Origin of the sequence: Streptomyces sp. NPDC000404 (assembly GCF_040300365.1) — a bacterium.
GTDB classification, from domain to species: Bacteria; Actinomycetota; Actinomycetes; order Streptomycetales; family Streptomycetaceae; genus Streptomyces; species Streptomyces ramulosus.
This window is the reverse complement of record NZ_JBEPDN010000003.1, coordinates 101811-114168: the sequence shown is the minus strand read 5'-3', so window position 1 is coordinate 114168 and position 12358 is coordinate 101811. Positions and strand designations below refer to the sequence as shown.

The window sequence follows — 12358 nt, the reverse complement described above, 5'->3', positions numbered from 1 at the left end:
CGGCGGAAGCTTTCTGCCCAACGGCTGCCGTACGCCGGGTTTTTGACCCCGTACGCAGGGGTGTGCCGGGTTTGCCGTCGCCGCGTGGGGTCCGCCCCCGGCGACCGGCCTCCGTCGTCCCGTGCCATCGCCCCTCGCCCCTCCCCTGTACGCACGGCGACACCCTACGGCGATTTTCGCTCCCGCGGTCCACCCAAAGCGCCGAGGGAACCGGCAAAAGGGCAGGTCAGAGCAGGTACCGGGGCGAGCACCCCCGCACAGGGGCAAGTCGGCCCGAGGGGTGCGCCGGTGGCCTCCCCGGGGGCGTACGGGAGCAGCAGCGCCCGGGGGACGGCCGGGGTGGGGACAACCCCACCCCCACCCGGCCCGTGCACCCCATGGCAGACGGCGAGGCGTCCGGGCAGGCTTGCCGTATGACGCAGACAGTGACCCCGGCCGGCGCGCACGAGGACGAGGGGGCGCCACCGCCCCGCCCGCGCGCCGCCCTCTCCCCCGAGACCTGGCGGGAGATCGGGTACCTGCTGGCCAGTCTGCCGCTGGGGGTGCTCGCCTTCGAGGTGACGCTGATGTGGCTGTCGCTGGGGCTGGGGCTGTCGATCACGGTGATCGGGCTGCCGCTGCTGGCGGTGGGCATGGCGGCGTTCCGGTGGTACGGGCGGCTGGAGCGGGCGCGGGCCCGTGCGCTGCTGGGCCTGCGGGTGCCGGAGCCGTCGCCGCTGCGCACCCGCGAGCCGGGGCTCTTCCCCCGGCTGTGGGCGCGGCTGACGGACCCGGTGGGGTGGCGGCACGCGCTGTTCGCGCTGGTCCGGCTGCCGTGGGTGGTGGTGACCTTCGGCCTCACCCTCGTCCTGCTCGTCGTGGGCTGGCCGCTGCTGCCCTGGGCGGCGCGGTGGCTGACCGACGTCGACCGGGCCATGGTGCGCGGGCTGCTGTCGCCGTCGGACGCGCTGGAGCGGCGGATCGCCGAACTGGAGGCGGACCGCGAGAAGGTGACCGACACCGCCGCGGCGGATCTGCGCCGTATCGAGCGGGATCTGCACGACGGCGCGCAGGCCCGTCTGGTGGCGCTCGCGATGGGGCTCGGGCTGGCGAAGGAGAAGCTGACGGAGGATCCGCGGGCGGCCGCCGCGATGGTGGACGAGGCGCACGGCGAGGTGAAGCTGGCCCTCCAGGAGCTGCGGGACCTGGCCCGCGGCATCCATCCGGCGATCCTCACCGACCGCGGCCTCGGCCCGGCCCTGACGTCGCTGGCGGGGCGCTGCACGGCCCCGGTGTCGGTCTCCGTGGAGCTGGCGGAGCGCCCGGTGCCGGCGATCGAGGGCATCGTCTACTTCACCGTCTCCGAGCTGCTGCAGAACGTCTCCAAGCACGCCGGGGCGCGGTCCGCCGCCGTCGCGGTGCGGCGGCACGGCGGGCGGCTGCTGGTGACGGTCACGGACGACGGCCGCGGCGGCGCCCGGAAGGTGCCGGGCGGCGGCATGGCGGGGCTCGCCGACCGGCTGGCGTCGGTGGACGGCGCCTTCACCCTGGACTCGCCGGCGGGCGGCCCCACCCGGATCACCGCCGCCCTGCCCTGGCGCGGCCGCACCGCGGACTGACCCCGCCGCGGCCGGCGGACCCGCGCCACCACTCCTTCTCCGGACGCCCGGACCGCCCCCCCGGGGCGCGTCCGGCGGATCAGCCATCCCGAAAACCGGCGCCCCCCGCCACCACGACTCCCGGCACCACACCTCCCGGCACCACGACTTCAGCCACACCAACAGGCAACAGGACGGACGGCATGACGATGGCCACGGCTTCCGAGCGGCGGGCGGGCGCCCCCCGCGTACTTCTGGCGCTGTGCGCCCCCTTCTCGGGGCGTACCTGGCGCGCGTTCCTCTACCTCCTCAGCAGCCTCCCGGTGGCCGTCGCGCTGTTCGCGTACGCGACGACGATGACCTCCCTGAGCGCGGGACTGCTGGTCACGATCGCGGGCGTCCCGCTCTTCGCGGCGACGCTGGCGGGGGCGCGGGGGCTGGGCGCCCTGGAGCGGGCGCGGGCCCGCGCGCTCCTGGGGACGGCGGTGGCGGCGCCGCCTCCGGTGAAGCCCACTGGGAACGGCGTGGTCCGGTGGACCGCCGCGCTGCTGCGCAACGGCGCGGCCTGGCGGCAGCTGCTCTTCTGCGCCCTGCGCTTCCCCTGGGCGATCGCCGCCTTCGTCTGCGCGGTGACGTACTGGCTGCTCGCCTGGTCGCTGCTGACGTACCCGCTGTGGCGGTGGACTTTCCCGCGCTATCTGGACCGGCCGGGCATCCAGCTGTGGAAGCCGGGCGCGGTCCCCGGCGACGTCTCCGGATACGTCGACACCCCGGCCGAGATCGCCGTCGCCGCCGCCCTGGGCCTGCTGCTCGTCCTCGCCCTGCCCCATGTGACGTACGCGCTGACCGCGCCGGACCGGGCCCTGGTCCGCGTGCTGCTCGGCCCCTGGCCGGGGACCGCGCCGGAGTCCGGGACGGGCGCTTGGCCCGGTGCGGCGGGCGCCCCGTACGGCGGCGCCCCGGAGGGCGCACGGGACGCGGCGCTCCGGGACGGCCCGGCGCCCCGGGAGAGCTGACCGCCCCGGGAGCCCCACACTCCTCTTCCGCCCCGCTCACCCGTTTCTGCCCCGCCGCGTCCGGATGCTGGGATGCTGAGGTGGTGCGCCGGGTGGGCGGGGCGGCGGTGCGTGGCGGCCGCGGGAAGAGACGGGTGACGTGGAGGACAGGGTGCGGGTGGTCATCGCCGAGGATTCGGTGCTGCTGCGGGAGGGGCTGACGCGGCTGCTGACCGACCGCGGGCACGACGTGGTGGCCGGCGTCGGCGACGGCGACGCGCTGGTCGCGGCGGTCGGCGAACTGGCCGCCGCCGGCACCCCGCCCGATGTGGTGGTGGCCGACGTACGGATGCCGCCGACCCACACCGACGAGGGCGTACGGGCCGCCCTTGCGCTGCGGCGGGCGCATCCGGAGGTCGGGGTGCTGGTGCTGTCGCAGTACGTCGAGGAGCAGTACGCGACCGAGCTGCTGGCCGGCTCGACCCGCGGCATCGGCTATCTGCTCAAGGACCGGGTCGCCGAGGTGCGGGAGTTCGTCGACGCGGTGGTGCGGGTCGCGGGCGGCGGCACCGCGCTCGACCCCGAGGTGGTGGCCCAACTGCTGGGCCGCAGCCGCCGCCAGGAGGCGCTGGACCGGCTGACACCGCGGGAGCGGGAGGTGCTGGCCCTGATGGCGGAGGGCCGGACCAACGCGGCCGTCGCCCGGGAGCTGGTGATCAGCCACGGCGCGGTGGAGAAGCACATCGGCAACATCTTCCTGAAGCTGGGCCTGACCCCGAGTGACGGGGATCACCGCCGGGTGCTCGCCGTCCTCACCCACCTCCGCGCATGACGTCCCCGCCGCCCGGCCCGGACCAGGCACGCTCCGCGCGCCCCCGGCGCCGTAGGTCCGGGGTCCTACCACCATTGTCGGAGCGTCACCGCGGCCCGGAGCGCCCTCGGCGAGGGGGGACGGAACCAGTGTTTTCATGACAATTCACCAGCAGCCGCCATCTCACGGCCACGTCCACCATGTGATCGACCCAGGGAAGGCGACCCTTACCCCCGTACGATGGTGAGGGGACCGTCCGGTCGGCACGACACGTCCCGAGCCCGCCCTCCGGCGGGGAGCCGTACCCCTCTAGGGAGGTCCGAAGCAGTGACCAGCCAGGTCAGCAGCACAGCCGAACAGGCCGACGGAGCGCACGTCGGGGAGCAGCGCTCCCTGGGTGACGGGGGCACAGACAAGGAGATCCGGCGTCTGGACCGGGTGATCATCCGCTTCGCGGGTGACTCCGGTGACGGCATGCAGCTCACGGGGGACCGGTTCACCTCGGAGACCGCGTCCTTCGGCAACGACCTGTCGACGCTGCCGAATTTCCCCGCCGAGATCCGCGCCCCCGCCGGCACCCTGCCCGGTGTTTCCAGTTTCCAGCTGCATTTCGCCGATCACGACATCCTCACGCCCGGGGACGCCCCCGACGTCCTGGTGGCGATGAATCCGGCGGCCCTCAAGGCGAATCTGGCGGATGTCCCGCACGGCGCGGAGATCATCGTCAACACCGATGAATTCACCAAGCGCCCGATGGCCAAGGTCGGCTATGCCACCAGCCCGCTGGAGGACGGCTCGCTGGAGGCGTACCGCGTCCATCCGGTGCCGCTGACGACGCTGACGATCGAGGCGCTGAAGGACTTCGGGCTCTCCCGCAAGGAGGCCGAGCGCAGCAAGAACATGTTCGCGCTGGGCCTGCTGTCGTGGATGTACCACCGGCCGACGGAGGGCACGGAGAAGTTCCTGGCGGCGAAGTTCGCCAAGAAGCCGGATATCGCGAAGGCGAATGTCGCGGCCTTCCGGGCGGGCTGGAATTTCGGCGAGACGACGGAGGATTTCGCCGTCTCGTACGAGGTCGCCCCCGCGACGAAGGCATTTCCGACGGGCACCTACCGCAATATCTCCGGAAATCTTGCGCTGTCCTACGGACTGGTCGCCGCGGGCCGCCAGGCGGATCTGCCGGTCTATCTCGGCTCGTATCCGATCACCCCGGCCTCCGACATCCTGCACGAATTGTCCAAGCACAAGAATTTCGGGGTGCGGACGTTCCAGGCGGAGGACGAGATCGCCGGTATCGGTGCCGCGCTCGGCGCCGCCTTCGGCGGTTCGCTCGCGGTGACGACGACCTCCGGCCCGGGTGTGGCGCTGAAGTCCGAGACCATCGGTCTGGCCGTCAGCCTCGAACTCCCGCTGCTGATCGTGGACATCCAGCGCGGCGGCCCCTCCACGGGCCTGCCGACCAAGACCGAGCAGGCCGATCTGCTCCAGGCGATGTACGGCCGCAACGGCGAGGCGCCGGTGCCGATCGTGGCGCCGAAGACCCCCGCGGACTGCTTCGACGCGGCCCTGGACGCCGCCCGGATCGCGCTGACCTACCGCACCCCGGTCTTCCTGCTCTCCGACGGCTACCTCGCCAACGGCTCCGAGCCCTGGCGCATCCCCGAGGTCGGGGAACTGCCCGACCTGCGCGTGCAGTTCGCCACCGGCCCCAACCACACCCTGGCCGACGGCACCGAGGTGTTCTGGCCCTACAAGCGCGACGAGCAGACCCTCGCGCGCCCGTGGGCGGTGCCGGGCACGCCGGGCCTGGAGCACCGGATCGGCGGCATCGAGAAGCAGGACGGCACGGGCAACATCTCCTACGACCCGGCCAACCACGACTTCATGGTCCGCACCCGCCAGGCCAAGGTGGCCGGCATCGAGGTCCCGGACCTGGAGGTCGACGACCCGGCCGGCGCGGACACCCTGGTCCTGGGCTGGGGTTCGACGTACGGCCCGATCACCGCCGCGGTGCGGCGCGTCCGCGGGGCGGGGCAGCGCATCGCCCAGGCCCATCTGCGCCACCTCAACCCCTTCCCGAAGAACCTGGGCGAGGTCCTGGCGCGCTACGACAAGGTGATCGTGCCGGAGATGAACCTCGGCCAGCTCGCCACCTTGCTGCGCGCCGAGTTCCTGGTCGACGCGCGCTCGTACAACCAGGTCAGCGGAATGCCGTTCAAGGCCGAGCAGCTCGCCGAGGTCTTCAAGGAGGCCATCAATGACTGAGACGATCGCGGGGCCGGCGGCCGGACCGCAGGCGCTGGCGCTGGTGCCCAAGGCCGAGGCCAAGCAGTCCATGAAGGACTTCAAGTCGGACCAGGAGGTCCGCTGGTGCCCCGGCTGCGGTGACTACGCCGTCCTCGCCGCCGTCCAGGGCTTCATGCCCGATCTGGGGCTGGCGAAGGAGAACATCGTCTTCGTCTCCGGCATCGGCTGCTCCTCCCGCTTCCCGTACTACATGAACACCTACGGGATGCACTCGATCCACGGCCGCGCCCCGTCGATCGCCACGGGCCTGGCCTCCTCCCGCCGCGATCTGTCCGTCTGGGTCGTCACCGGCGACGGCGACGCGCTCTCCATCGGCGGCAACCACCTCATCCACGCGCTGCGCCGCAACGTCAACCTCAAGATCCTGCTGTTCAACAACCGGATCTACGGTCTGACCAAGGGCCAGTACTCCCCCACCTCCGAGGTCGGCAAGATCACCAAGTCGACGCCGATGGGGTCGCTGGACGCGCCGTTCAACCCGGTCTCGCTGGCGCTCGGCGCGGAGGCGTCGTTCGTCGCCCGCACCGTCGACTCCGACCGCAAGCACCTCACCTCGGTGCTGCGCGCCGCCGCCGACCACCCGGGCACCGCGCTGGTGGAGATCTACCAGAACTGCAACATCTTCAACGACGGCGCCTTCGAGGTCCTCAAGGACAAGGACCAGGCCCAGGAGGCCGTGATCCGGCTGGAGCACGGGCAGCCGATCCGCTTCGGCGCCCCGGCCGAGGACGGCCTCGGCTCCAAGGGCGTCGTCCGCGATGTGGCCACCGGCGATCTGAAGGTCGTCGACGTGGCGGAGGCGGGCACCGACGCCGTCCTGGTGCACGACGCGCACAGCCCGTCGCCCACCACCGCGTTCGCCCTCTCCCGCCTCGCCGACCCGGACACCCTGCACCACACCCCCATCGGTGTGCTGCGCGACGTCGAGCGTCCGGTCTACGACACCCTGATGGCCGAACAGCTCGACGCCGCCGTCGAGCGGCAGGGCAAGGGCGACCTCGGCGCCCTGCTCGCCGGCAACGACACCTGGACGGTAGTCGGCTGACCCCCGCGCGTGCGCACGGTGCCCCCATCCGGCTCGTCCGGTGGGGGCACCGGCGCGTTCCGGGCCCGCGACCAGGGCGTTTCGGCAGCGGCGGGCGGAGGACCGGCACGCGCCCATGGTCATGACCGTATGTCGATACGCACATGACAGGCGGGCGGTGCGGCGTTACCGTCAAGGGTCGGCGCCGCACGTCCGGGGCGGCCGAGCAGCCTCGGGAGGGTCCTTTGGAGTCCGGTAACACGCAGCGCACGGGGCTCGCCTACGGCCTCACCGCGTACGGCATGTGGGGGCTGCTGCCGCTCTACTGGCATCTGCTGGACGCCGCGTCGCCGGCCGAGATCCTCGCGCACCGCATGGCGTGGTCGCTGCCGGTCGCCGTGCTCATCCTGGCGGCGCTGCGCCGCTGGTCATGGGTGCGCCCGCTGCTGCGGCAGCCGCGCCGGCTGGCGCTGGTCGCGGCGTGCGCGGCGGTCATCTCCGTCAACTGGTTCCTGTACATCTGGGCGGTGAACGCCGGGCACGTCCTGGAGGCGTCGCTCGGATACTTCATCAATCCGCTGGTCAGCATCGCCTTCGGGGTGCTGGTGCTGCGGGAGCGGCTGCGGCCGATGCAGTGGACGGCGGTGGGCGTGGGCACCCTCGCGGTGCTGGTGATGGCCGTCGCCTACGGCCGGGTGCCGTGGATCTCGCTGGTGCTGGCCTTCTCGTTCGCGACGTACGGCCTGCTGAAGAAGGGCATCAAGCTCGACGGCGTGGACGGCTTCGCCGCGGAGACGGCGATGCAGTTCGTGCCGGCGGTGGGCTTCCTGGTCTACCTCGGCGTGCGCGGCGACTCGGTGTTCGTGAGCGGCGGCACCGGCACGGCGCTGCTGCTCGCGGGGTGCGGGGTGGCGACGGCGCTGCCGCTGATCTGCTTCGGCGCCGCGGCGGTCCGGCTGCCGCTGACGACGATCGGGATGCTGCAGTATCTGGCGCCGACGTTCCAGTTCGCGCTGGGCCTGCTGGTCTTCCACGAGTCGATGCCGCCGGAGCGGTGGGCCGGCTTCGCGCTGGTGTGGCTGGCGCTGGCGCTGCTGACCTGGGACGCGCTGCGGACCGCCCGCACCGCGCGGGCAGCGGTGGCGGCCGCCGGGCGACGCGCCGGAACGGCGGTCGCCAAGGGCGCCGCCTCGGTGGCCGCGGACGGCGCCGACCGGAAGACCGGGGCGACGCTCCCGGCAGCGGCGGAGGAGCCGTCGGCCTAGGGCCGCCCGTACGGGCACGGGCCGCGGCGCCCAGGGTTTCTCGCGGCCCCCTACAGGCGCCCCGTACGGCCTCGGGGACGCGCCGCGCCGCGCGCCCCCGAGGCCGAAGGATCTACTTGGCGGCCTTGGCGCCGTGAGCCGCGTTCGCCGTCCTCACGAGGGTCTGCTGGTCGACGGCGCCGGCGTAGACCGTGCCGTCGTCGGTCAGCAGGGCGTTGACCAGGCGGGTACGGAAGACATGGCCGGAGCCGAAGTCGCCGTGGACCTTCTCGCCGAGGGTGTCGAAGAGGGCGGCCGCACCGCCCTTGCCGGTCGGCAGGGAGCCGTCGCCCTTGAGCACGGCGACGCCCGTCCAGCCCTTGCCGAGGACCGTGACCCCGTGCGGGCCCGCGGCGTTCCGCCCGCCCTGCTCGCCCCGGAACTCCTTGAAGCCCTCGAAGCCCTTGCCGCCGTGCGGCCCCTGGATTCCGCGCGCGCCGTCGACGATCTTCGCGCCGCTGGGCGGGGCGAACGACGAGGCGGCCGGGCGGGCGAAGTCGACGGTGGTGAAGCCCGCGTCGACCACCGCGTCGCCCCCGCTCCGGGGCAGCAGCGAGAACTTCAGCGGCACGCCGTTGGCGGCGTCCACCGCGATCCGGACCGACCCGACCGTCGAGCCGGCCTGCTTGGGCGTCAGGACCAGCTGGTACGCGTCCCGCCCGGCGACCTTCGCGGTGTCGCCGACGGTGACGGAGGTGGTGTCGCCCGCGGCCTTCAGCGCCTGCCGGGCCAGCTCCTGCGGGGTGGCCCCGGCCAGATCCCGCGGCAGCCCCGCCCCGGCCCGCGGGCCGTGCGCCGCGCCCTTGGGCTGCTGGGAGCGGACGGCGGTGTTGCTGCCGCCGTCGTACGCCCAGCTGCGGTCGCCGTCGTGGATCAGGCTGTACTCGGCACGGCCGTCGACGAAGGTGACGGCCTGCCTGCCGGGCCCGTCGGCCGCGACGCGCAGGGTGTGGGCGCCGGATGCCAGCTCCATCAGCTTGTTCCGCGGCGACCGCGGGGCGCCGCCGTCGCCCGCACCGGAGCCGCCCGCGTCGCCGAGGCCCGGCAGCGCACCGCCCGCGCCCGGCAGCGACGGCAGGCCCAGGTCCGTGGTGACCCGGACGGTGCCGGACAGCTGCTGGGTGTCGGAGGCGGCCATCTTCGCGAGGAGCTGCTGCGCCGTGATCTTCGGCAGGTCGGGCGAGCCGGATCCGGCGAACGCGGGGACCAGCCCGACCGTCGCCGCCACCACCCCCGCCACCGCGACGGGGACGCCGTACCGGACGGCCTTGCGGCGCTTCACCGGGATGTCGCCCTCCGGGGCCGGGCGGCCCGCGGTGGCGTCTGTCGGTTCGTTCCGTGGCATGTGCCTACCTCCGGTCATGAGCGGCGGGCCCGCGCTGCGCACCGGTCCCCCGGGCTCCTTCGTGGCCGCGTTGCCGCGTTGTGGTGATCTCATCCCACCAAAACGACCGGAACACCGCGTCAACCCACGGAGCCAACCGTCCTCCTGCTGGGGTATGACATCCGGTCAGCGCACGGCGGCTCACCTACACCGGGAGGGTGACACGGCCCCTGAGACCGGGGCAACGGGAGGTGGACCGTCCGGTCCCGGGGACCGGCCCCGGCCCACCCGATCCGGTCAGCCGGCCCGGTGCACCACGGCGTCGCAGAGGCTCTCCAGCGCCGTCTTCGCCGTGCACTGCGGCAGCGGCGCCAGCACGGCGCGGGCCTCCTGGGCGTGGCGGACGGTGTCGCGGCGGGCCTGCTCCAGCGCGGGGTGGGCGCGGAGCGCGGCGAGCGCCTCGGCGTGCCGGGCGTCGTCGGTGAGGTCACCGGCGAGCAGCTCGCACAGGGCGCGGTCCTCGGCGGTGCCGGACGGGCCCTCGGCGCGCGACCGCAGATGCAGCACCGGCAGCGTGGCGACGCCTTCCCGCAGGTCGGTGCCGGGCGTCTTGCCGGACTCGTGGGAGTCGCTGGCGATGTCGAGCACGTCGTCGGCGAGCTGGAAGGCGGTGCCCAGCCGCTCGCCGTACTGGGTGAGGATGTCGACCGTGCTCTCGTCGGCGCCGGACATCATCGCGCCGAAGCGGCAGGCCACGGCGACCAGCGAACCGGTCTTCCCGGCGAGGACGTCGAGGTAGTGGTCGACCGGGTCCCGCCCGTCGCGCGGCCCCGCGGTCTCCAGGATCTGGCCGGTCACCAGCCGCTCGAACGCCTCGGCCTGGATCCGGACCGCCTCGGGCCCGAGGTCGGCGAGGATGTGCGAGGCCCGCGCGAAGAGGAAGTCGCCGGTCAGGACGGCGAGGGAGTTGCCCCAGCGGGCGTTGGCGCTGGCCACGCCGCGGCGCACGTCCGCCTCGTCCATCACGTCGTCGTGGTACAGCGTCGCCAGATGCGTCAGCTCCACGACGACGGCCGAGGGCACCACCCCGGGCGCGTACGGATCGCCGAACTGCGCGGCGAGCGTGACGAGCAGCGGCCGGAACCGCTTGCCGCCCGCGCGGACGAGATGCTGTGCGGACTCGGTGATGAACGGCACGTCGCTTTTGGTGGCCTCCAGCAGGCCCTCCTCGACAGCCGCCAACCCGGCCTGGACATCGGCCTCAAGAGCCTGGTCCCGCACGCTCAGCCCGAAGGGCCCGACGACGGTCACGAGGGGTACTCCTGTCTGCTGACGATCAAACGGAATGTCGATCTGTCGCTGTCTCCACCGCCTGCCAGCGTATCCGGTCCCAGTTCGATCACCGTGAGCGCCCGCCCCCCGAACCCCATCGGCAGCCGACCAGCCCTGTGCCCGGTATGTTCCAGGGCCCCTTTTTCCCCTGTATGACGCGAATGGTGCGGGCTGTGACCACCCGGCGGACGGGCCCGGGGCAGACGGGACGCCCGGGCCCGGCGGAAGTGCGGAACCGCACATCCGCCCAGCTCCGGACCGGTGCGGGCAGCGCGCCTGCGGACCCGACCGCCCACCGTCCGCCCCCGCCCCGCTTCCCCCGCCCGGCCGGGCGTCCGGGGAGTTGTCCACAGGGCCCACGGCGGGCGCGGGGCGGGCCGTAGTCTGCTGATCGACCCCACGGCCACCGGCCGGGCGGGCCAGGCCACCGCGCCGCGCCCGCCGGTGACGACGAACGCGAGGAGCTGTCATGTCCGAGCAGAGCCCGTTCGACCTCCCCGAAGGCGATCCCTTCGGCCCGCACACCCTGCCCTACGGCGTGTTCAGCACCGCCCAGGCACCCGCGGTGCGCCGCCTCGGCGTCCGCTTCGGCCGGTACGTCCTCGATCTGAGCGCGCTGCCCGAGCCGCTGCGCCCCGCCCACGCCGAGGTGCTGGCCGCGCCGACCCTCAACCCCCTGCTGGCCGCCGGCCGCCCGGTGTGGGCGCAGGTCCGGGCCGCCGTCCGCACCGCGCTGACCGACCCCGCGCACCGCTCCGCCGTCGCCCCCCTGCTGCACCCCCTCGACGACGTCACCCTCCACCTCCCCTTCGACGTCGCCGACTACGTCGACTTCTACGCCAGCGAGCACCACGCCACCAACGTCGGCAAGATCTTCCGCCCGGACGGCGCCGCCCTCCCGCCGAACTGGAAGCATCTGCCGATCGGCTACCACGGCCGGGCCGGCACGGTCGTGGTGTCGGGCACCCCCGTCGTCCGCCCCCGCGGCCAGCGCAAGGCGCCCGCCGACACGGCGCCGACGTTCGGCCCCTCCGGCCGTCTCGACATAGAGGCAGAGGTCGGCTTCGTCGTCGGCGCCCCCTCCACGCTCCACGAGCCGGTCGCCCTGGAGTCCTTCCGCGAGCACGTCTTCGGCGTCTGCCTCGTCAACGACTGGTCCGCCCGCGACATCCAGGCCTGGGAGTACGTCCCGCTCGGCCCGTTCCTGGGCAAGTCCTTCGCCACCTCCGTCTCCGCGTGGATCACCCCGCTCGACGCCTTCGACGACGCCCGCACCGCCCCGCCCGCCCGCGACTTCCCGCTGCTGCCCTATCTCGACGACGCGGACGCCGAGCCGGGCGGCATCGATCTGCGCATCGAGGTGCGGATCAACGGCGAGACGGTCTCCCGGCCGCCGTTCGCCTCGATGTACTGGACGGCCGCCCAGCAGCTGGCCCATATGACCGTCAACGGCGCCTCGCTGCGCACCGGCGATCTCTACGCCTCCGGTACGGTCTCCGGCCCCGAGCCGGACCAGCGCGGCTGCCTCCTCGAACTCACCGAGGGCAAGGGCCCGTTCCTCCAGGACGGCGACGAGGTCACCCTGACCGCCTGGGCCCCCGGCCCGAACGGCGCCCGCATCGGCCTGGGCGAGGTCACCGGCCGCATCCTCCCCGCACCGGCCACGCCCTGACCCCGCGTCGCC

General features: G+C 73.6%; 9 protein-coding genes. 7 read left to right on the top strand and 2 right to left on the bottom strand.

Translation table 11 applies throughout. The features are described 5' to 3' along the window. Window positions 1-413: 413 nt before the first annotated feature. From ABT345_RS06345 to rarD, 6 genes are all read left to right on the top strand, one after another. Entirely contained in the window at window positions 414-1598 is a 1185-nt protein-coding gene (locus ABT345_RS06345; protein WP_345088407.1) for a sensor histidine kinase, read from the top strand. A 182-nt stretch (window positions 1599-1780) separates the two neighbouring features. Then, window positions 1781-2593, top strand: a complete 813-nt coding sequence (locus ABT345_RS06340; protein ID WP_345088409.1) for a sensor domain-containing protein — start codon at window positions 1781-1783, stop codon at window positions 2591-2593. Window positions 2594-2744: 151 nt separating this feature from the next. Then, the gene (locus tag ABT345_RS06335) at window positions 2745-3404 is read left to right on the top strand and encodes a response regulator transcription factor (RefSeq protein ID WP_345088631.1); all 660 of its coding nucleotides are present in this window, start codon (window positions 2745-2747) and stop codon (window positions 3402-3404) included. Window positions 3405-3710: 306 nt separating this feature from the next. Further along, a complete protein-coding gene (locus ABT345_RS06330; RefSeq protein ID WP_345088411.1) occupies window positions 3711-5648 on the top strand; it encodes a 2-oxoacid:acceptor oxidoreductase subunit alpha in 1938 nt (645 codons plus the stop codon). After that, window positions 5641-6735, top strand: coding sequence for a 2-oxoacid:ferredoxin oxidoreductase subunit beta (locus tag ABT345_RS06325; protein ID WP_345088413.1), 1095 nt, complete (start codon window positions 5641-5643; stop codon window positions 6733-6735). Before ABT345_RS06330 ends, ABT345_RS06325 begins: the two co-directional genes overlap by 8 nt. A gap of 224 nt (window positions 6736-6959) precedes the next feature. Beyond that, window positions 6960-7979, top strand: coding sequence for an EamA family transporter RarD (rarD, locus tag ABT345_RS06320; protein WP_345088415.1), 1020 nt, complete (start codon window positions 6960-6962; stop codon window positions 7977-7979). A 112-nt stretch (window positions 7980-8091) separates the two neighbouring features. Here the strand turns inward: rarD and ABT345_RS06315 are convergent, their stop codons facing one another. Continuing rightward, the gene (locus ABT345_RS06315) at window positions 8092-9363 is read right to left on the bottom strand and encodes a LolA family protein (protein ID WP_345088417.1); all 1272 of its coding nucleotides are present in this window, start codon (window positions 9361-9363) and stop codon (window positions 8092-8094) included. Window positions 9364-9639: 276 nt separating this feature from the next. Next, complete coding sequence (locus ABT345_RS06310; RefSeq protein WP_345088419.1) at window positions 9640-10653, bottom strand: polyprenyl synthetase family protein; 1014 nt, start codon at window positions 10651-10653, stop codon at window positions 9640-9642. A 490-nt stretch (window positions 10654-11143) separates the two neighbouring features. Here ABT345_RS06310 and fahA point away from each other — a divergent pair, with 490 nt between their 5' ends. After that, window positions 11144-12346: a fumarylacetoacetase gene (gene fahA, locus ABT345_RS06305; RefSeq protein ID WP_345088421.1), complete on the top strand. Its 1203-nt coding sequence runs from the start codon at window positions 11144-11146 to the stop codon at window positions 12344-12346. Window positions 12347-12358: the final 12 nt, after the last annotated feature.

What these genes read in the sequence shown, in the direction of transcription:
- ABT345_RS06345 (WP_345088407.1), top strand. Translation starts at nt 414, where the DNA reads ATGACGCAGACAGTGACCCCGGCCGGCGCGCACGAGGACGAGGGGGCG.
- ABT345_RS06340 (WP_345088409.1), top strand. Translation starts at nt 1,781, where the DNA reads ATGACGATGGCCACGGCTTCCGAGCGGCGGGCGGGCGCCCCCCGCGTA.
- ABT345_RS06325 (WP_345088413.1), top strand. Translation starts at nt 5,641, where the DNA reads ATGACTGAGACGATCGCGGGGCCGGCGGCCGGACCGCAGGCGCTGGCG.
- ABT345_RS06315 (WP_345088417.1), bottom strand. Translation starts at nt 9,363, where the DNA reads ATGCCACGGAACGAACCGACAGACGCCACCGCGGGCCGCCCGGCCCCG.
- fahA (WP_345088421.1), top strand. Translation starts at nt 11,144, where the DNA reads ATGTCCGAGCAGAGCCCGTTCGACCTCCCCGAAGGCGATCCCTTCGGC.